We start from the raw sequence: 19,714 nt of genomic DNA on the forward strand, positions 1-19,714 counted from the left end.
ACGCTTCAGCATCTAGGAGGCGCGCGTGTCCGTTTACGAGAACGTCTTCACTCAAGTCCAAATCCGTCCGACCTCTCCCGAGGAGGGCGTAGGCGACTCAAGCCACCAGCGAGAGCGCATCGGCGGCACCACATTTTCGTATTTGCTCGGTTTCATCGGCAATGCGAAGATCGGACCGGTCTATCTCGGCACGCTCGGAGTCTTTTCGCTCATCAGCGGGTTCTTCGCGTTCGAGATCATCGGCCTCAACATGCTCGCCTCGGTTCACTGGAATCCGATCCAGTTCGTCAGGCAATTGCCCTGGCTGGCGCTTGAACCGCCCAAAGCCGAATATGGCCTCAAGATATTGCCGCCGCTCGCGGAGGGCGGCTGGTGGCTGATCGCGGGATTCTTTTTGACCGTGTCGGTTCTGCTCTGGTGGGTGCGCATGTATCGCCGCGCGACCACTCTTGGCCTTGGCACCCATGCCGCCTGGGCTTTCGCTTCGGCGATCTGGCTCTATCTGGTGCTTGGTTTCATCCGCCCCCTGTTGATGGGCCATTGGAGCGAGGCGGTGCCTTTCGGCATCTTCCCGCATCTGGACTGGACCGCGGCCTTTTCGCTGCGTTACGGCAATCTGTTCTATAACCCCTTCCACATGCTCTCCATCGCTTTCCTCTATGGATCCGCGCTGCTTTTTGCGATGCATGGCGCGACGATCCTCTCGGTCGGGCGCTATGGCGGCGAGCGTGAAGTCGAGCAGATCCTGTATCGCGGGACGGCCTCGGAACGCGCGGCTCTGTTCTGGCGCTGGACCATGGGGTTCAACGCGACGATGGAGTCCATTCACCGTTGGGCGTGGTGGTTCGCGGTCCTGACCCCGTTGACCGGCGGCATCGGCATACTTCTCACCGGAACCGTCGTGGATAATTGGTATCTCTGGGGAGTCCAGCACGGTATTGCGCCGTCCTATCCGCACGTCTTCCCACCCATCGTCGATCCTGCAGTGTCGGGAGCCCCGCAATGAAAAACATCGTTCTGATCTTCGCCGGGGTGGCCGCCGTGCTGCTCACCGCGGCCATGTTGCTGACCGCAGGATGGACCAGTCCGCCTATCCAAACCGTTCAGGGCGGATTCCGCGGCCTGTCGATCGGCCAGCTGTCGACCAAAGAGAGCCGACACGTTCTGCAACTCGCCAACACTCTGCCGGATCCGATCGATCCGGCGGAAGCCGGCGGCAAAAAAGCCACCGACGTATACAAGAATGTGCAAGTCCTGACCGACCTTACAGAAGCGCAGTTCAATCGCGTCATGCTGGGCCTGGCCGCCTGGGTCGGCGGCGAACAGGGATGCAACTATTGCCACAACCCGGAAAATTTGGCGGAAGACAAGCCCTATACCAAGATTGTCTCCCGATCCATGCTGAAGATGACGCGCCACATCAACAAGGATTGGTCACATGTGATTAAAAGCGGCGTGACCTGCTATACCTGCCATCGTGGCAATCCTGTTCCGGCCAATATATGGTTCAAAGGCGCTCCGCCGAAGTCTGGAGGATTCGCCGCGACCAATGACGGGTTTGGCCACCCTAACGCTTTCAATGGCTCTACTGGCCTTGGCGAAGACCCGTTCAGCGGCTATCTCGATGCGAAAGAACCGATCCGCGTCCAGAGCACGCAGGCGCTGCCGGTGAATTTCGGCTCTTCGATTCAAGACGCGACCAGGTCCTATGGGTTGATGATGTCGTTATCGACCAGTCTTGGCGTCAATTGCACGTTCTGCCACAATAGCCGGGCCTTCTCGAGCTGGGAGCAGGCTTCGCCCCAGCGCGTCACCGCCTGGCATGGCATCCAGATGGTGCGCGATCTCAACATCAACTACATGAACCCGCTTCTGGCCCAATGGCCCCCGAATCGCCTGGGTCCGACGGGCGACGGTCCCAAAATCAATTGCGCGACCTGTCACCAGGGAGCGTCAAAGCCGCTGCTCGGCGTCAGTCTCGCCAAGGATTGGCCTGAACTCGGCGGCGGCGCCGCGCACTGACCAACAAACAGGCGCGGCGGCCGAAACAACAGGCCGTCGCGTTTTTGGCAAAAATTTGATTTGCCACAAGACGGCGGAAGACGCGTCGGTTAGAGTGGGCTGGCTTCATGGTGATGCCAAGCGCACCGGGGATGTATAAAGTGTTCCAACCAGCCAATAGCTCGACACCAATCGATAGTGCGACCGATCAACCCACCTGGACGACGCCCGCGTCGTCTGAATCGCCGGTCGCTCGGCACGCAAAAAACGCCGAGGGAGTCCACGAGATCCCGCGTTATCTGACCGATCATTATTGGTGGGCCTATGTCCACCCGCGGGCGATCTGGGTGTTCGAGCGGCAATGGTTGGCCGACGGCATCCTGTGGGGAAATTATCGGCGCTTGCGGGACGCCGGACTGAATGAGCTCGGCGCCGCCCTGCCGGGCCGTACTTTGCAGGTTGCGAGCGCTTACGGCGATTTCACGCCCGCGCTGGCGGAGCGGGCGGCGGCGGGCGGCGGCGAAATCGACGTGATCGACGTGTTGCCGCTCCAGCTCGAAAATCTCAAACGCAAGTTGAGCCCGGACGCGCCGGTGCGCATGACGAGGATGGACTCGGCGGCGCTGGACTTCGAGAGCGAAAGTTTCGATCGCGCGGTGCTGTTTTTTCTTCTGCATGAAATGCCCGATCAGTGGAGACGCCGCACATTGTCCGAGACGCTGAGGGTGGTGCGGCCGGGAGGCCGGGTCGTCATTGTCGAATATGCGCAACCCTCGCGGTGGAATCCGTTGCGCTATCTCTTCGCGCCGGTGCTTGCGGCGCTGGAGCCCTTCGCGCTCGACCTTTGGCGCAATGACATAAGGGAATTTCTTCCCAAGGGCGCGAAAATCGATGGTTTTACCCGGCGGCGCCTGTTCGGTGGTCTCTATCAGGTCGTCAGCTTCGAAATTCGGGGATAATGGCCGTCGGCGCATTCCGGCTTGCGCCACCAAATTCGGGCGATCGGCGGCCTGAGCCCCTTTACAGAATTCGCTTTGGCCCGCTTCGACCTCCGCCTTGCCGGTTTCTGGCAAGGTTGGGTCTTTTTCGCTGTGGAAATTACCATCTAAGGTTGTGAATCGAACGCCTAAACCGTGCAAAATATGTGCGATTCAGTGAATTTTCGCGTGATTTTCGTTCAAAAAGCGTCGATTTTCACCCCATGCAACGCAAGGTTGCGCGGCAATCGCCCTTTGCGGACGGTGGTGAGGCGTCGGCGAATTAATCGAGCGCGCCGCCGGACCCTTTTGGCGCACCTGCAATTTTCAGTTTTGGAACAATAGCTTAAACCAAAACGGCGCCGTTGCGCGGGTCCATCCGGGCACAACGAATCGGCGCGGAAGTTTCACGTGAAACAAAACAAGAACAAGATTCGCGGATCGAAAAGGGTTTTCACCCCCTCGATTTCATTTTCACCCTCAGCCGTTTTGGCCAAAGAACCCTCGTCCAGGCTGCGTTGGCCGCCCAAATGGATCAGCCCGAGCATAAGCCCGCCGCTGTCGCCCCCGAGCGGATTGCGCCTTCGATGGTCGCCGGCAGTCCCGTCTGGGTCCAGTCTCCGGCCATCGCCAGATTGCGCCATTGGGTTTCGGCGAAGGGCCGCAAGGCGTCCTGTTCCGGCGTGGCGGCGAAGGTGGCGCGCTTTTCCTTGATGATCTGCCAGGCCGGCAGAGGCGCCTCGAAGCCCGCGACCGCCTGAACCTCGTCCCAGATCGCGCGCGCCAGATCTTCGCGCGGCGTCGCCAGAAAACGCTCCGCGGCGCTGATCGTCACCGACAGGCGGTCGGAAAAGCCGAACAGCCATTCGGAAGCCGCGCCGATCACCCCGGTCAGCAGCGGCAGGTTTTTCGGCGCCGGAAAGGCGAAATGGGCGTTGACGATGGCGCGAAACTCCAGCGGCGCCTTGAGGCCGGGAACAAGCGCGACCGCAACCAGCGGCGGGACGGCGAGGACAACTTTATCCTGCCCGCCGAGTTGAACAATTTCTTCGCCGAAATCCAGCGCGCTCACCCGATCCCCGGCGAACTGAATCGCCCGCAATTTGGCGCCGAAACGGACCTGCCCCCCTTGCTTGCGCAAAAAATCGAGCGCCGGATCGACGAAAGCGGCGCTCAATCCCTCGACCGCCACCAGCGGCCGGCAGGCCTCCCCGCCCCTTGCAAAAGTCTCGCGCACGATTGCGGCGGCGAGGAAGGCCGAGGCTTCCGATGGATCGGTGTTGAGCGCCGAGACGAAGATCGGGTCCCAGAGTTTGCGCGCCAGATCGCCCGAGCCGATAAATGGCCGCAAAGTCTGGTCGCGGCGCGCAAACAGCAATTTCGCCAGCGCCGCGTAATCGAGGCCGGCGGTATGGGGCACGCGCCGTTCGGGTGCGAGAATCCACCACGGCAGCCGCCCTGCATTTGGACGCAGCCGCCAGCACTCGCGCCGCTCGATGTCGCAAAAGTCGAAGACCGCCTCGTCGGGGCCGGCGAGCTTGCGGTCGCCGCCGATCTTTCTGGCATAGGCCAGCGCGCTGTCATTGCCGGACAGCAGCAGGTGATTGCCATTGTCGATGGTCATGTTCAGGCTGGAATCGAAATAGGAACGGCAGCGCCCGCCCGCCTGCGGCGCCGCCTCGTGAATCAGGACCTCCCGGCCGTCGGCCAGTTCGACCGCGGCCGACAGGCCCGCGAGGCCGGCGCCGACGATATGCACGCGCGCCATCAGAAAATCCCATAGGCGAGAACGGCGCCGAGCAGCGCCATTTTCGGCATTTTGATTTTTTCGCGCGGCCGGGCGAAGCCTCGGGCGGAGAGCCGGCGCCAGATTGCGCTATAGGCGAGGAACATGATTTTTGGCGCGCGAATTTCGTCGCGGGGCCTTGGCGCCATCAGCGCGTCGGCCTGATCGAAATGCTTTTTCGCCTGAGCCATCAGCGGCGCGCAGACGGCTTCGAGATCGGGCAGAGCGACGATGGACGAAGGCGTCAAATCGACGATGCCGGCGGCAAGGAAATTTTCGCGCGGCAGATAGAGCCGGCCGACTCCGGCGTCCTCGTCGATGTCGCGCAGGATATTGGTCAGCTGGAGGGCGCGGCCGAGGTGGTGCGCCAAGGCGATTCCCTCCGTCTCAGGCAGGCCGAAAATGCGCACGGACAGCCGTCCGACCGCGCTGGCGACGCGGTCGCAATAGAGATCGAGCAGGCTCGCGTCGGGCGCGACGATGTCGGCGTCGACATCCATCTGCATCCCGTCGATAACGCTGAGAAAATCCTCGCGCAAGAATCCGAAGCGGCGCAGCGGCGCGACCAGACCGAAGGCCAATCCCGGCGATCGACCGGCGTAAAGCGCCTCTATGTCGCGCCGCCATCGGTCGAGACCGGCGCGTTTTTCCGCCCGGGAGCCGCCCCCGTCGGCAATATCGTCCACCGCACGGCAGAAGGAATAAATCTCGAACATGGCGTCGCGTTTTTCGCGCGGCAAAATCGCCATGGCGCGATAGAAGGAGCTTTTGCGCGCCCGCTGCCGGGCGGCCTCCGCCGTCTCGGTGGGCAGGGCCGTCATCCTCTTCCCCGCCGGAAAAGGCGGGCAGCCGCGCCGGCGCCCGCCGCCGTCACAGCGCCAAAAAGCATCTGCGTCTTGTCTAAGCGGACATTTTCGCTGAGCGGATCGCGCGCGACCAGAAGATCGGCGATTTTTCGCGCATGGCTCACGACCACGGCGATTTCCAGACCGAGGCGAAAGTCCGCGATCTCGCCGGAAAGGGCTGCGCCGCTCTCCAGCAGGGCGCGATTCCGGTGCGCGAGTTTTTTCAGGCAGGCGCGCAAATAAGGCGAGGCGCGGGGCGCGCCGAGCTGGGCGACGTCGGCGCCCTCCGCCGTCAGGGCGTCGAGCGGAATATAGACCCGGTTCAGGTCAACGAAATCCTTGCCGCAATCCTGCAAATGATTGTTGATCTGCAATGCGGCGCAAATGACGTCCGAGGCCGGCCACCGATCGCGGCTCTCGCCATGGACGTCGAGCAGGAAACGTCCGACCGGCATGGCGGAAAGGGCGCAATAGGAAATCAATTCGTCCCAATTGGCATAGCGGCTTTTGTCCACGTCCTGGCGGAAAGCGTCGAGCACGTCGCGCGCGTGCCGGTTGACGAGCCCCCGCGCCGCGAGTTGCGCCCGCAAGCGGACGCCCAGCGGTTCGACGTCGCTCTCGCCGATCAGGCTGCGGTCGAGCTGGTCGAGAAGCGCGTGTTTGCGATCCGGCGAGAGGGCCGGATGGTCGGCGACATCGTCGCCGGCGCGCACGAAATCATAAAAGGCGAGTATAACCGGACGCAGAGGCGCGGCGATCAGCAGCGAGGCGACGGGGAAATTCTCGTCGCCGCCGCTCTTGCCGCTCCGAAAGCTTTCCGCCGTCGGCGGGGCCGAAGGTTCTTGCGAAATGGCGGTGCTCATGCACCCTCCGTCCTGTGCGCCTGAGCGCGCCCTTTCCACATGCCGCCGCGCCCGCGACGAAATTGTAGGGCTGAATCGAGCGTATAGACCATATAAAGCGCGGCGATAAGCGGCAAGGTCAGGGCCCGCATTCCCCAGAGGCCGTAAAAGCGCTGAATCGGCCAAAAAGTCACGCTCATCAGCGCGAAAGCGGCAATGCCGCAGGCCTGCGGGGCGCCGTCGGCGAACAAAGCCAGCAGCGGCGGCGCGAAATAGGTCAAAACCATTCCAGTGAGCGCGCCGGCCAGAGCCCAGGGCGAATAATGCAATTGCGCGTAAGCCGAGCGGGCGACCATTTTTCTGATGTCGTCGAAATGCGGATAGGGCCGCAGGCTGACGACGCGACGGGTCAGGCCGAGCCAGATAGGCCCGACCCGTTTCATCCGGGCGCCGAGCGCGCAATCGTCGATCAGCGCGCCGGAGATCGACTCGACGCCACCCGCCCTGGCCAGCAGATCGGCTCGGGCCAGCATGCAGCCGCCCGCCGCCGCAGCGATTTTTTTCCGCACGTCGCAGACAAAGCGGAACGGATAGAGCATCTGGAAGAAATAGACGAAGGCCGGGATCAAAAGCTTTTCGGCAAAACTCTCGCAGCGCAACAACGCCATGAGCGAGACGAGCGCATAAGACCCCTGCTCCGCCCGCGCGATCAACGCGCGCAGATTGTCGGGCGCATGGGCGATGTCGGCGTCGGTGAGCAGAAAATAGTCCGGAGCGAAATTCTTTTCCGCGAAATGGACCCCCTGCGATACGGCCCAGAGCTTGCCGGCCCAGCCCGAAGGCAGCGGCGCGCCTTGCAGCACGGTCAGGCGACCAGGAGCAGCCGAAGCGGCGGCGCAGGTTTTCGCCGCCTGCGCCGTCCCGTCGCCGCTCTGATCGTCCACCAGCACGATGCGGAAATCGCCGGGATAATCCTGCGAAAGCAGCGAGCCTATGCTCGCCGCGATGACATCGGCCTCGTCGCGGGCCGGGATCACCGCCGCCACGCGCGGCCAGCGATTCGGCGCCGGCGGGTTGGATCGATCGTCGCGTTCGCGGCACAGCCAGAAGCCGCCGCGCGCAAAAAACAGCGCCAGCCATATCGCCAGAACGAGAAAGGCCAGCACGATCAACCGACCATGCCCCGGTTGCGGAACCACTCGATCGCATCGGCCAGAGCCTCGCGGTAGGGCCGCGCCGTGAAGCCCAGTTCGCGCTCGGCCTTCAGGGAAGAAAAATACATGCGATATTTCGCCATGCGCAAGGCGTCCACCGTGGCGAAGGGCTCCTTTTTGGTGAATTGCGCCAGAACTTCTGCGGCATAGGCAAAGGGGAAAAGCGGCGCGCGCGGAATTTTCAAGCGCGGCGGCTTCCGTCCAACCAATCCGGCGATTTCGCCGAGAATCTCGCCGAGCGGCGCGTCCTGTCCGCCGAGAATATAGCGCTCTCCGATGCGGCCCTTGTCCATCGCCGCGAGATGGCCGGCGGCGACATCCTCGACATGGACGAGATTGAGACCGGTATCGACAAATCCGGGCATGCGGCCATTGGCCGCCTCGACGATCAGTCTCCCGGTCGGCGTCGGCTTGATGTCGCGCGGACCTATCGGGGTCGATGGATTGACGATCACCGCCGGCAGGCCCCGCTCCAGGATCATTTTCTCGATCAGACGCTCGGCGATGGTCTTGCTTTTCTTGTAGGCGCCAATGGCCTGATCCGGCGAAGCGGGCGAGGTCTCGTCCACAGGGCGGCCTTCAAGGTTGAGCTTCAACGTCGCCACCGAGGAGGTATAGACGATGCGACTGACCCCTTGTGCAAGGGCGGCGTTCATGATCGTGCCGACGCCGATGCGATTGGCCGCGATGATTTCTTGGGGATCGGGCGCCCACAACCGGTAGTCGGCGGCGACGTGATAGAGTTTTTCCGCCCCTCGCAGGGCGGCCTCCATCGAGGCGGCGTCGCGCAGGTCGCCGATAACCACTTCCGCATCCAGCCCTTCGATATTGCCTCGAGGCGAGTCTTTGCGCGCCAGCAGCACGACCCTGTCGCCCCGCGCGATCAAGGCGCGCGCGACCGCCGCGCCGACAAAGCCGGTGGCGCCGGTAACGAGGGTTTTCCCGTTGGAAATCATGCCAATCCTTAAGATCGCTCAGTTCTGCGTGCTTCTACTACCATGGCGGCGCGCTTGTCAGAATGGTGAAAAAGCCGCGCGCAGTTGGCGTCGCCATTTTTTTGAAACAGGAATAAAATTCTCCTTTAATGCCAGCAAATCGGTCAACTAAAGGGGTTTTAATCTATTTTTGAGGCAAAAAAAGGGTTTTATTCTATTTTGGCGCATTGCAACGCGCCGCCGCACCATTTATTCTGCGTCCGCTTGTGGAAAAGCTGCCGCGTTTTCGCACGAGCGCGCCGGTCGCCGATGGAATCGCGGCCTTTTTCAAGGAATTTCGACCATGGCCGCCGTGAAGCGACCGCACATGCCGGTAATGCTCGTCGCCAATGATCTGCTTGAAGGCGATGTGGTTTTCGCCGCAACCGAAGGCTGGACCCGCGATCCGCGCGAGGCGTGCATCGCTCGCGACGACTCGCATGCGCAGGCGTTGGAAAGCTTCGCCGCCGACGAGTTCCGGTTGGCGCGCATTGTCGATCCCTATCTGGTCGAAGTCACGCTGAACGCAAAAGGCCATCCGGTTCCGCGTCATTACCGTGAAGTCCTGCGCATGCTCGGGCCGAGCAACCGCCTCGATCTCGGCAAACAGGCGGATTTTAAGTTTTGAACGGAGCGCCAGGCAAGGCGTGAAAATGGACCCCAATGTACGCTTATGACCAATTCGACGAGCGCCTGGTGCGCGAAAGGGTGGCGCAATTCGCCAGCCAGGTGGAGCGCCGGCTCGACGGTTCGCTGAGCGACGAAGAATTCCGCCCACTGCGCCTCAAGAACGGCCTCTATCTGCAATTGCACGCCTATATGCTGCGCATCGCCATTCCTTATGGAACCTTGAGCGCTAGGCAATTGCGACAGTTGGCGCATATCGCCGATGTCTACGATCGCGGCTACGGCCATTTCACCACCCGCCAGAATCTGCAGTTCAACTGGCCCAAACTGAAAGACGTGCCTGCTATCCTGGGCTTGCTCGCCGATGTCGAGATGCATTGCATCCAGACTTCGGGAAACTGTATCCGCAACGTCACAGCCGATCATTTCGCCGGCGTCGCCCATGACGAAATCGAAGACCCGCGCCCGAGCGCCGAATGGATCAGGCAATGGTCGACCCTGCATCCGGAGTTCGACTGGCTCGGGCGCAAATTCAAGATCGCCGTGTCCGGCGCGCCGCATGATCGCGCCGTGCTCAAGGCGCATGACATTGGCGTGCAGATTCTGCGCGACCCCGTTACGCAGCAGATCGGCTACCAGTTGCTCGTCGGCGGCGGGTTGGGCCGCACGCCGATGGAAGGAAAAATCCTTCGGGAATTCCTGCCGCGTGAAGAATTGCTCGGCTATCTCGAAGCGGTTCTCCGAATTTATAATCTCGAAGGCCGCCGCGACAACAAATACAAGGCGCGTATCAAGATCCTGACGCATGAAATCGGCATCAAGGCCTTCCGCGCCAAAGTCGAGGAAGAGTTCGCTCGTATCGACTCAACGAATTTCGGCGCCGATCTCGAAGAATTTTCGCGTATCGCCGCACAATTCGCGCCTCCAGCCTATGACAATCTTCCCGATGTCTCGCGTAAGCTGGAAGTCGCTCAGGCCGGCGACGAGGAACTTGCGCGTTTCGTCGAGCACAATCTCTATCGCCACAAGCGCAAGGGCTACACGGCGGTCACCATTTCGCTCAAGGCCATCGGCCAGGCGCCCGGCGACGCAACTTCTCTGCAGATGCGCGTCATCGCCGATCTCGCTGAAAAATATTCGCTCAACGAGGCGCGCGTCACCCATATGCAGAATATCGTGTTGCCGGACGTGCGGCTCGACGACGTTCCCGAAATTTTCGCGGTTTTGCGCGAAAACGATCTCGCCACCGCCAATGTCGGCCTGATCACCGATATTTTGTGCTGCCCCGGCCTCGATTATTGCGCGCTCGCGACGGCGCGTTCGATCCCGCTGGCGCAGACGCTTTCCCGCCATTTCGCGGATCCGATCAAGCAGAAGGAAATTGGCGAGCTCAGCATCAAGATGTCGGGGTGCATCAACGCCTGCGGCCACCATCATGTCGGCAATATCGGCATCCTCGGGCTGGAGAAGAAGGGCGCCGAATCCTATCAGATCACCATCGGCGGCGACGCCAGCGAAAATTTCGCGCTCGGCGAATTGCTCGGTCCCGGGCTGCCCGAACAAAATGTGCCCGAGGCCATCGACAAGGTTCTCGGCGTCTATCTGGCTCTCCGCCAGCCCGGCGAGAGCTTCATCGAAGCCTATCGCCGCCTCGGCCTTGCGCCTTTCAAGGCCGCCTTCAAGGAAGTCGCCGATGCTGTTGCTTGATCGCCGGGGCGCCAAGGAGGAAACCTTCACCCGTATCGAAAGCGCGGGGGAGTCCGGCGGCGGCTCAATACTGGCGCCTTTCGCGCTGATCGAGGAAATTCTGGCGCAGCATGGCGACAATCGCCGAATCGGCGTGCTGGTCTCCAACAATGTCACGGCTGACGCACTCGAGCCTTATTTCGACCGGCTGGCCCTTATCGCCGTCGTATTTCCGAGCGGGACCGACGGGCGCGGTTTTTCGCTGGCCCGCCAGATTCGCCGGCGCGGTTTCAGGGGAATTCTGCGCGCCTCCGGGCCTCTGTTTTCCGACCAGTTTCCGCAGGCGCTCGCCTGCGGTTTCCATGAAGTCGAAATTCCCGACGCCAATGCGGCGCGCCAGCCGGTTGAGCAATGGCTGGCTGCGGCAAACCGCGTCAGCCTCGCCTATCAACGCACGCATGGCGCGGGCGAAAATATTTTAGACCTGCGCCGCCGGGCGCGGCTCGATGGGGAAGCCAAGGATGTCTGAAGTTTTACGCAAAGCCGCCGACAGGTTGAATGATGCTTTCGCCGCCGCCACCCTGGCGGAACGGCTGCGCCTGCTGCGCAACTCGACCGGCGGCCGCATCGTTTTCACCACCAGTTTCGGCATTGAGGATCAGGCGATTACCCATGCGCTCGGCGTGGAAAAAATCGATGTCGAAATCGTCACGCTCGACACCGGCAGATTATTTCCCGAAACTTATGACGTCTGGGCGCACACGGAAGTCAGATACGGGCTTCGCATCGGCGGGTTCTATCCAGACGCGATCGCTTTGCAACAACTTGTCGCGCGCCAGGGCATAAATGGATTTTATGACTCGCTCGAAGCGCGCAAGGCTTGCTGCGAGTCGCGCAAGGTCGAGCCGCTGGCGCGCGCGCTGGCGGGAGCCAAAGTATGGATCGCCGGTCTGCGCGCCGATCAGTCGGCGCATCGCGCCGGCGCGCGTTTTGTCGAATTCGACGAGACGCGGGGCTTGATCAAGGCCAGCCCGCTGCTCGATTTTTCACGCGACGAGGTCGCGGAGTTCTGCCTGACGAACGATGCGCCCACCAACGTCCTGCATCAACGGGGTTTTGTTTCGATCGGCTGCGCGCCCTGCACCCGGGCTATTCAACCCGGCGAGCCCGAACGCGCCGGACGCTGGTGGTGGGAAGATGAAGCGAAAAAGGAATGCGGCCTGCATATCGGCGCCGACGGCAAGATTTCGCGCGCGACCGAGGCCGCCTGAATCATGATCCAGTTCACCCATCTGCAAAAGCTCGAAGCCGAGAGCATTCACATTTTTCGCGAAGTCGCGGCGGAATGTGAAAATCCGGTATTACTCTATTCGATCGGCAAGGATTCCGCCGTCCTGCTTCATCTGGCGCTCAAGGCTTTCTATCCTTCGAAACCGCCCTTTCCGCTGCTGCATGTCGACACGACATGGAAGTTCCGCGAAATGATCGCATTCCGCGACCAACTCGCAAAAGATCTCGAACTGGATCTGCTCGTCCATATCAACGAGGAGGGCGTAAAGGCGGGCGTCAATCCCTTCGATTCCGGCTCGCGCATTCACACCGACGTGATGAAAACGCAGGGGCTCAAACAGGCGCTCGATAAATATAAATTCGACGCGGCTTTCGGCGGCGCGCGGCGCGACGAAGAAAAATCTCGCGCCAAGGAGCGCGTGTTTTCGCTGCGCTCAGCCGAACATCGCTGGGACCCCAAGAACCAGCGGCCGGAGCCCTGGAGACTTTACAACACGCGCAAAAAGCCCGGCGAAAGCTTTCGTGTCTTCCCTCTGTCCAATTGGACCGAAGCCGACGTTTGGGACTATATCGCGCTGGAGAACATTCCCGTGGTTCCGCTCTATTTTGCGAAGGCGCGCCCGGTGGTGCGGCGCGATGGCGCACTGATCATGCGCGACGACGAGCGGATGAAATTGCTTCCCGGCGAGACGGTCGAGAACCTGAGCGTGCGCTTCCGCACGCTCGGCTGCTACCCCCTGACCGGCGCCGTCGAAAGCACGGCGGCGACCCTGCCCGAAATCATCGCGGAAATGCGCGGCTCGACGAATTCGGAGCGCGAGGGCCGCATCATCGATCATGACGGCTCCGCCTCGATGGAGCAGAAAAAGCAGGAAGGCTATTTCTGATGGCTCATGCATTGGCCGAAGCCGGGTATACCTTGCTTCCGGAGCCTTTCTCCGGCGGCGCGCCCGCGCCACAGATTCAGGAAAAGGCGCTGTTGCGCTTTATCACCTGCGGCTCGGTCGATGACGGCAAATCGACCCTGATCGGCCGCCTGCTCTATGATTCGAGCATGATCGCCGACGACCAACTGGAGGCGCTGGACCGCGATTCGAAAAAATTCGGCACCCAGGGCGGCAATCTGGACTTCGCTCTGCTGGTGGATGGGCTCTCCGCCGAGCGCGAACAAGGCATCACCATCGATGTCGCCTATCGTTACTTCAAGACCGACCGGCGCTCATTCATCGTCGCCGACACCCCCGGCCACGAGCAATATACGCGCAACATGGCGACCGGGGCCTCGACCGCCGATGTCGCGGTGATCCTGGTCGATGCGCGCAAAAGCATTTTGCCGCAGACGCGACGCCATTCTTTCATCGTCGCCATGCTCGGCGTGCGCGACGTAATCGTGGCGATCAACAAGATGGACCTCGTCGACTACAGCGAGGCGCGGTTCAACGAAATCGTCGCTGCCTATCGGGAAATGGCGCAAAGCCTGAAATTTCGCACCATCGCGCCGCTGCCTATTTCGGCTCTGGCCGGCGACAATATCGCCAGCCTGTCGGACAGGACGCCCTGGTTTCAGGGTGCGCCGCTGTTGTCGCTGCTCGAAACCATCGACGCCTCGCGCGCGGAAGAAGTCGAAGGGGAGTTCCGGTTTCCCGTGCAATGGGTCAACAGGCCCAATCTCGATTTTCGCGGCTTTTCCGGCTGGGTGGCCAGCGGCGCCGTCAAGGTCGGCGATGCGATCGCCTCCATGCCTTCGGGCCGCGAGTCGCGGGTCAAGCGCATCGTGACCATGGGCGGCGATCTTGACCGCGCCGTAGCGGGGCAATCGGTGACGCTGACGCTCGAAGACGAAGTCGATGTGTCGCGCGGCGACCTGATCGTCGGCGCGTCCGAGAAGCCGGCGGTCGCGAGCCGCGTCGGCGCGAGGCTATTGTGGACGGCGGAAACGAACATGCACCGGGGCGCGTCCTATATCGCCAAGCTTGGCGCGCGCAGCGCCAATGTCTCGATCGAAAAGCTGCACTATCTGATCGATATCCACACGTTTGAAAAGGCGCCGGGCCGTCCGCTTGGGCTCAATGAAATTGGCTTCGCCAGTCTGCAATTCGATCGGCCGATGATTTTTTCCGACTATCGCGACAACCGCGAACTCGGCGGCTTCATCCTTATAGATCGCATTACCAATGAAACCGTGGCCTTCGGTCTGATCGACCGGCAGGCGCAGACGACGCGCGATGAGTCCGCGGCGACGCCCCAGGGCGCGGAAGCGGCCTGGCCCCGGCTGGCTCGGGAATATGGCGCAAGACTGGCGCCGGCGGCGGCCAGCGGCATGGCTGTAGGCCTGGGGGCCGTGCTGTTGGGCGCCAGCCCCATGACTGGCGCGACGCTCGGTCTCGCCGACGCCGTGTTGCGTCCGCTGGCGCATCGGCTTTATGGCGACTACCTGGGCTATTCGGCCCGGCGAGACGCCCGCCAGCAGGCCGTCCGCGACGAGGTTCGGTCCGAAGGCGACGGAATCTGAAAGAAATCCCGCGAAACATGCCGGTATGCCGGATTGTTTATCGGCGCAACTTCTACCAGCGGCGGCCGTAGCCCCAGCCGCCACCATAATAAACGGCGACGCCGGGTCCATAAAAAGGACCGGGACCCCAATAGGGGCCGGGACCATAAAAATAGGGACCGGGTCTCCAAGCGTAGCGCGGAACCGGCGGCCCCTCGATTTGATAGCCGCGATCCGACATGCATTTCGCGTAAACGCTGTCATAAAGGTTCTGCAAGCCGAGTTCGCCATTGGCCGCCGCCCGGTCGGCCCCGCCGTGTGCGCGAGCGCGGCATTCGGCGTCGTCTCGTGCGAATTTCTGGTCGCTGACGTTTTCTCCGGCGACAGCGACCACGCTCGGGCCGCTCGGCGGGATGCTGGCGCAGGCGCCAAGCGCCAGACAAAAGGCAATCGGCAGGAGCGGAACGGACTTCATCGAAGCGGACCCGGCGGCGAATAAGGAAACGCCAGAAATCTCGCCCGATCGGCGGGCGGAAGCAAGGCGATGCGCCGCCCGCCCGCAATTTTCTCTGGCGACGGCGCCCAAAAGCCACACCGCTCTGGCATTCAGACCCGGGGATCCGGCTTTAGATCGAAATCGCGGCAGGATCGACCGAAAGCGGAAAGCGCGTCCTCGAGATAATCGGCCAGCAGCGGTTCGCCGAGCAGATAGGTTGTGGTGGGGGTTTCGCGGCGTTCGCGCGCCTGCGCCACCGCATCCTCCCATTCCCCGGCCTCGAAATCGCCCCGTCCAATCCACAGCAGCGCGACCAGCGCCGCCGTCTCGTCCTCGTCGAGATCGGCGACATATTCCATGAACTCCGCATGGATGGGCGGCCGGGCGGCCTCGGACAGCGCCAGGCGTTCGTCGTCGTCGGCCGCATTGGAGCCGTCCGGCCTCAAACCCTCGTCCTCGCTCAGCAGTTCGCGCGCCATGGTGGCGATGAAACAGACTTTCTGCGGATTGATGTCCGGCATGGAGGGAGTGGATTCGTCGATGATGCGCATGACCCGTTCCAGCTTTCGCCGCCTTCCGTTCTAGCCCGATCCCGGCCTTTCCGCATTTTGCAAGCCGCGGCGCGGAAAGCCGCTTTGCTAAAGTCAACGATGGTTTTCGATCGTCAGGCTCTCGACCCAGCGCGCGCCGGGTTGAAGGTCGTAGCGGCGATCGGCGTTGTAATAAGCGGTCGACAGATCGTCCGGGGGCATGGCGATTTCATCGAGATCGATCGATTGCGGCGTTCCGACCAGACCCTTGTCGGTGATTTTCAACGAATAGATCAGACCGTTGCCCATGCGCGCGCCATATTCCGTTGGCGTTTTGAAAATGAACAGCAAAGCATGTTCAAGCCATCCGAGGTCTTTTGGCGAGACGGTGCGTGGGTTGGCGTAGGGATAGGGAACGTGGCACAGGACATCCTCGCCCTCCACGCATTTGAACTCGCGCATCGACAGGAAATATTCGGCGAATTTTTTGTCGTCAAATGCGATGGCAAAAGCGGCCTCTTCACCCTTCGGCGCGAAAGTCACGGTTCCGATAGCGATATTCTTGCCGTCGCGCGTGTGCAGGACGATGTCCTTGGCGCCCTCCAGCGCCGGTTCGCTGGCCCAGGCCAAGCCTGAAAAGCCCGATCCAGAACAGGCGAGCAGGCCCGCCAGCACGAGCGCGAAATATTTCATTGGACCTCCCGAAACGAAATTCGTCTCAGGCCCTATGTGGGCGGTTGTTCGCCCCGGCACAAGCGGCGCCTCAACCGCCAACAGCATGCAGCAGGGTCGCTCCCCGAGCCAGTTCGGATTCAGCCTCCTCGGCTGTCAGGGTCGAGAACAGGCGCTGCAACTCGGCGCCGGGACGCGGCAAATAGGCCTTGATCCCGTCGCGGCCATAAAACGCGCGGAACATTTTCCGCGCGCAATCCAGTTGCAGCGGACCTACCTCGATCACCTCATCGATGCGGCCCGGCCGGATAATGGCTGGATCGAGACGGTCGAGATGATTGGTGGTGACAATGAATTTCAACCCGTCCGGCGTCAGCATGCCGTCCATGCTGTTGAGGATTTCATGTAGCGGCGAAGCGCGCAGCGACGCCTCGTCCGGGCGCGACGCGTCGGCGTCGCGGCTTAGCGCCCCGGAGATCGCGTCAATGTCTTCGATGACGAACAGGTCGTCTTTCCTGCCCGTCTTGAAGGCGCCGGCCAATCCATGCAGGGATTTGATATATTTGATGTTGAAGCCGAAGTCGGACGCCAGAGCGTGGATCAGGCTGGTCTTGCCCGTGCCGGGGGGGCCATGCAGCACGACTCCCAATTTCCAGGGAATGCCACGTGAAAAATGCCATTCCTGGGCGCCCTCAAACCATTCGAAGCGCGAAACCAGCCGCCGCTTGACCTCCTCGGCGACAAAAACCGTATCGAGGCCCCTCTTGCGCCGACGCAGGCCGCCATCATTGCCCGACGCGGAGAACATCGTCACCTGAATGGTATTCTTATGCTCATCGGGCCGGCATTCGTGCATGAACCGCTCGATCACGGCGCGGTCGCGGGTGAGAAACGACAGGGTAATGGTTTCGAAATGGGCGATCTGTTGCGCCGCCTTGGTCTTGGAATATCTGAACAACACGCCGTCATACAGGCCAAAGCCCTCGCCGAAGCCGGTTTTCAGTTCGCCTTCCTTGATTTCCAGCGACCGGCTGAAGAATTTAAGCCTCTTGCCTTCGATGAAGGCGTCGACGTCGCGATACTCGTTGGACAGGCTCTCGACAAAAACCTTGGTCCAGGCGGTCTTTTCGATCAGATCGAGGATTTTGAGCGGCACGGCGCGCAGGGCGTAGACGAAGCCGCCGAACATCAGCGTGCCGATGCCGCCGGCCAGAAGCTGGTTGGAGGCGAGAGCCGAGAAAAATGTTTCGATCAGCGTCATGCCGCGTCCGTCCGTCCGGAGTCGAATTGCAGCCTCGCCCTGTTGCGCCGTTCGGCGGGCCACACGAGGTTGGGCCTTTAATTTGGCGTGGCCGCTCGAAAGCGAAAGGGGCCGCGCGGCGGGGTTTATACGGACGCGGCCAGAACATCGGCAATGCCCGATCCAGCAAGGCTTTGCCACGCATCGAACCGGGACGCGACGCTGCATTTCGCGCCAGACGGCAGGCGCAAACCGGGCGCGCCGCCTCGACGTCATGGGCGTGACCTCGTTTGCGGCGGGTGAAAATGAATTGGCAGGGGTGAAAAGACTGTCGGAGCCGCCTCGTTTGTTCTTGTTTTGTTTCACGTGAAACAAGCAGGATGCGGCGTCACCCGGAGATCGGCGCGCAGGCCGACCTCGATATTTCTAGCAACATTCTGTTTTAAATATGAAATTCGCTTATACGCGGGAATGGCGATCGGCGGCGCTCAATCTGTTTGGCCCATTGCGGAGACCCGCCCGAGGCGGGAAAACCAACCGCAACCTTAGGTAGAAATCGGTGAAAATGGTAATTTTTGGAACGAAAATGCATCGCTTTTTTCAAAAATCTGCACGGTTTTTCATTGTTTCGCGCGCCATTATACAATCAGGGATTGTAATTTCTCACAAAATCGAGACCGACTGGAAAAAAGGACCGCCTGAAGATCGACCGCCAGCGCGAACGCCTCAGGGGTAAGCCGCGCGGCAGGAACTCTGGGGCTGGGCCGCAATTTTGGGAGCCGGGCGCCGCTCGATGGATTCGCAATTTGGCAAGTATTCCTCGTCGCGACGCGAATTTTCTTGCCCAAGTCTTTGCATTTTGCATTTCGCGCTGCCCGCGAATTTCAAAATATCCATTTAAAATCATATAGTTAATCAAAATAAGCCGGCAATTGCCGCTCGGCGCCAAGATTGCGTGGGGCCGAGGGAGGCGAAGGAAGGCCGCAGCGCGTCATTTTGGACGCGCGGCCGGTAAAATGTTGATGAAACACCAGTTTGGCCGGGAGCGACGCCCAAGACCAGTCAGGTGAAAGCTCGGCGTTTGACCAACTCCTTCCGAGCTTCATGAACAGGTTACTGTGATTTGGTGACGATAAAGAAAGCAAAAAAGGAGGTTACGGTGAATGCATGTCAAACTACCCATGTCGTCACCGCTCATCGCGCGACAAGGCATTCATTGGATATGTTATTGAAATTGGAGGGTTATACGGTTAAAACATATGGCTCCGCCCGATCGCTCCTCGCTGCGATCGACACAACCGACACCGGATGCATTTTGACCGATGTTCAACTGCCCGGGATGAACGGTCTGGATCTATTGGCGGCGTTGAATGAGCGGGGCGTCTATTTGCCCGCCATTGTCATGAGCGGACTTCCCGATGCTGAAATTGAAATGACGGCCAGGATGCGAGGGGCAGTCCATTTTTTCGAGACGCCTTTGGACCCCGAAATCCTGCTTGCGGCCATTCGCAATACATTCAAGCAAACCCAAAGCTGAGGCGCATTTGCCCCAATCCCCCGGACCTAAGCCGCCCGGCAGGGGCGAGGAGGTCCTACGGTCGAAGATGTTCGATGTCGGCTGATTGAATCGCGGATCTTGCCATGGGAATCCGCCAAGCTGTAACCGTTACCCCTGAAAGCCGTTCACTCGACGATCAGTTCGCCTTCGGCCTCATCGACATGAAAATCGTCGAAAAAACGATAGCGGCCCGGATTGAGCGGGCGAACCTGCATCGAGATTTCGCTCCCCGGCGCCGCGACCTTTTCGATCCGAAGAGACTTGCTCTCGAATTCGGCCGCGGTAGAATCGAGGTTCCTGACGATGATGGTCAGCGGCCGGTTGGCAGGCGCATGCGCCGTCGCCGGCGAGAATTTGTGATCCTTGATCGTCAGCCGCACGGTGGCCTGCTGCGCCATGGCCGGCGCGGCGAACAGCAGCGGCAGGGCGAGCGCGGCGGCGAGAGACGGGTTCAGCTTCATGGTTCGGTCCTTTATGATGCGGAC

20 protein-coding genes are annotated in these 19,714 nt (G+C 61.2%); 10 read left to right on the forward strand and 10 right to left on the reverse strand.

Annotated elements, in window-relative coordinates; translation table 11 throughout:
- The first annotated feature begins 25 nt into the window (after window positions 1-25).
- From pufM to rquA, 3 genes are all read left to right on the forward strand, one after another.
- On the forward strand, window positions 26-1,006 hold the full coding sequence (gene pufM / locus QZY01_RS03690) for a photosynthetic reaction center subunit M (RefSeq protein ID WP_294533496.1): 981 nt from the start codon (window positions 26-28) through the stop codon (window positions 1,004-1,006).
- Window positions 1,003-2,022 (forward strand): photosynthetic reaction center cytochrome PufC, encoded by a 1,020-nt coding sequence (gene pufC, locus QZY01_RS03695; protein WP_294533498.1) that lies wholly within the window; start codon window positions 1,003-1,005, stop codon window positions 2,020-2,022. Before pufM ends, pufC begins: the two co-directional genes overlap by 4 nt.
- A gap of 140 nt (window positions 2,023-2,162) precedes the next feature.
- Window positions 2,163-2,960: a rhodoquinone biosynthesis methyltransferase RquA gene (gene rquA, locus QZY01_RS03700; RefSeq protein WP_294533501.1), complete on the forward strand. Its 798-nt coding sequence runs from the start codon at window positions 2,163-2,165 to the stop codon at window positions 2,958-2,960.
- A 553-nt stretch (window positions 2,961-3,513) separates the two neighbouring features.
- Here rquA and hpnE read toward each other — a convergent pair.
- Genes hpnE through hpnA form a run of 5 tightly spaced genes read right to left on the reverse strand, consistent with a single transcriptional unit; the run spans window position 3,514 to window position 8,621 of the window.
- Complete coding sequence (gene hpnE / locus QZY01_RS03705) at window positions 3,514-4,749, reverse strand: hydroxysqualene dehydroxylase HpnE (RefSeq protein WP_294533562.1); 1,236 nt, start codon at window positions 4,747-4,749, stop codon at window positions 3,514-3,516.
- Window positions 4,746-5,585: a presqualene diphosphate synthase HpnD gene (hpnD, locus tag QZY01_RS03710; RefSeq protein WP_294533503.1), complete on the reverse strand. Its 840-nt coding sequence runs from the start codon at window positions 5,583-5,585 to the stop codon at window positions 4,746-4,748. Before hpnD ends, hpnE begins: the two co-directional genes overlap by 4 nt.
- The gene (gene hpnC, locus QZY01_RS03715) at window positions 5,582-6,472 is read right to left on the reverse strand and encodes a squalene synthase HpnC (RefSeq protein ID WP_294533506.1); all 891 of its coding nucleotides are present in this window, start codon (window positions 6,470-6,472) and stop codon (window positions 5,582-5,584) included. The genes hpnD and hpnC overlap by 4 nt, the downstream gene beginning before the upstream one ends.
- Window positions 6,469-7,650, reverse strand: a complete 1,182-nt coding sequence (locus tag QZY01_RS03720) for a glycosyltransferase (protein ID WP_294533509.1) — start codon at window positions 7,648-7,650, stop codon at window positions 6,469-6,471. The genes hpnC and QZY01_RS03720 overlap by 4 nt, the downstream gene beginning before the upstream one ends.
- Window positions 7,620-8,621, reverse strand: coding sequence for a hopanoid-associated sugar epimerase (gene hpnA, locus QZY01_RS03725; RefSeq protein WP_294533511.1), 1,002 nt, complete (start codon window positions 8,619-8,621; stop codon window positions 7,620-7,622). The genes QZY01_RS03720 and hpnA overlap by 31 nt, the downstream gene beginning before the upstream one ends.
- 322 nt (window positions 8,622-8,943) lie before the next feature.
- Between hpnA and QZY01_RS03730 the strand changes: the two genes are divergently transcribed.
- From QZY01_RS03730 to cysN, 6 genes are read left to right on the forward strand one after another with little or no spacing between them, the layout of a single operon-like run.
- On the forward strand, window positions 8,944-9,267 hold the full coding sequence (locus tag QZY01_RS03730; protein WP_294533514.1) for a DUF2849 domain-containing protein: 324 nt from the start codon (window positions 8,944-8,946) through the stop codon (window positions 9,265-9,267).
- A 35-nt stretch (window positions 9,268-9,302) separates the two neighbouring features.
- Window positions 9,303-10,973, forward strand: a complete 1,671-nt coding sequence (locus tag QZY01_RS03735; protein ID WP_294533517.1) for a nitrite/sulfite reductase — start codon at window positions 9,303-9,305, stop codon at window positions 10,971-10,973.
- Window positions 10,960-11,481 (forward strand): DUF934 domain-containing protein, encoded by a 522-nt coding sequence (locus tag QZY01_RS03740; protein ID WP_294533520.1) that lies wholly within the window; start codon window positions 10,960-10,962, stop codon window positions 11,479-11,481. The genes QZY01_RS03735 and QZY01_RS03740 overlap by 14 nt, the downstream gene beginning before the upstream one ends.
- A complete protein-coding gene (locus QZY01_RS03745) occupies window positions 11,474-12,223 on the forward strand; it encodes a phosphoadenylyl-sulfate reductase (RefSeq protein WP_294533522.1) in 750 nt (249 codons plus the stop codon). The genes QZY01_RS03740 and QZY01_RS03745 overlap by 8 nt, the downstream gene beginning before the upstream one ends.
- Complete coding sequence (cysD, locus tag QZY01_RS03750) at window positions 12,224-13,129, forward strand: sulfate adenylyltransferase subunit CysD (protein WP_294533565.1); 906 nt, start codon at window positions 12,224-12,226, stop codon at window positions 13,127-13,129.
- The gene (gene cysN, locus QZY01_RS03755) at window positions 13,129-14,754 is read left to right on the forward strand and encodes a sulfate adenylyltransferase subunit CysN (protein WP_294533524.1); all 1,626 of its coding nucleotides are present in this window, start codon (window positions 13,129-13,131) and stop codon (window positions 14,752-14,754) included. The genes cysD and cysN overlap by 1 nt, the downstream gene beginning before the upstream one ends.
- A 52-nt stretch (window positions 14,755-14,806) precedes the next feature.
- Here the strand turns inward: cysN and QZY01_RS03760 are convergent, their stop codons facing one another.
- The 4 genes from QZY01_RS03760 to QZY01_RS03775 all read right to left on the reverse strand — a co-directional run bounded on the left by QZY01_RS03760 (window position 14,807) and on the right by QZY01_RS03775 (window position 17,692).
- On the reverse strand, window positions 14,807-15,208 hold the full coding sequence (locus tag QZY01_RS03760; RefSeq protein WP_294533526.1) for a hypothetical protein: 402 nt from the start codon (window positions 15,206-15,208) through the stop codon (window positions 14,807-14,809).
- A gap of 131 nt (window positions 15,209-15,339) precedes the next feature.
- Entirely contained in the window at window positions 15,340-15,780 is a 441-nt protein-coding gene (locus QZY01_RS03765; RefSeq protein WP_294533527.1) for a DUF3775 domain-containing protein, read from the reverse strand.
- A 93-nt stretch (window positions 15,781-15,873) separates the two neighbouring features.
- Window positions 15,874-16,452 carry a hypothetical protein gene (locus QZY01_RS03770; protein ID WP_294533529.1) on the reverse strand — a complete coding sequence of 193 codons (579 nt, stop codon included), beginning with the start codon at window positions 16,450-16,452 and terminating at the stop codon, window positions 15,874-15,876.
- A 70-nt stretch (window positions 16,453-16,522) separates the two neighbouring features.
- Window positions 16,523-17,692, reverse strand: coding sequence for an AAA family ATPase (locus QZY01_RS03775; RefSeq protein ID WP_294533531.1), 1,170 nt, complete (start codon window positions 17,690-17,692; stop codon window positions 16,523-16,525).
- A 1,105-nt stretch (window positions 17,693-18,797) separates the two neighbouring features.
- Between QZY01_RS03775 and QZY01_RS03780 the strand changes: the two genes are divergently transcribed.
- Window positions 18,798-19,208, forward strand: coding sequence for a response regulator (locus tag QZY01_RS03780; RefSeq protein WP_294533567.1), 411 nt, complete (start codon window positions 18,798-18,800; stop codon window positions 19,206-19,208).
- Window positions 19,209-19,354: 146 nt separating this feature from the next.
- Here QZY01_RS03780 and QZY01_RS03785 read toward each other — a convergent pair whose 3' ends face one another.
- Complete coding sequence (locus QZY01_RS03785; RefSeq protein WP_294533534.1) at window positions 19,355-19,690, reverse strand: cupredoxin domain-containing protein; 336 nt, start codon at window positions 19,688-19,690, stop codon at window positions 19,355-19,357.
- Window positions 19,691-19,714: the final 24 nt, after the last annotated feature.

Source organism: uncultured Rhodoblastus sp. (assembly GCF_903903185.1).
GTDB lineage: Bacteria > Pseudomonadota > Alphaproteobacteria > Rhizobiales > Beijerinckiaceae > Rhodoblastus.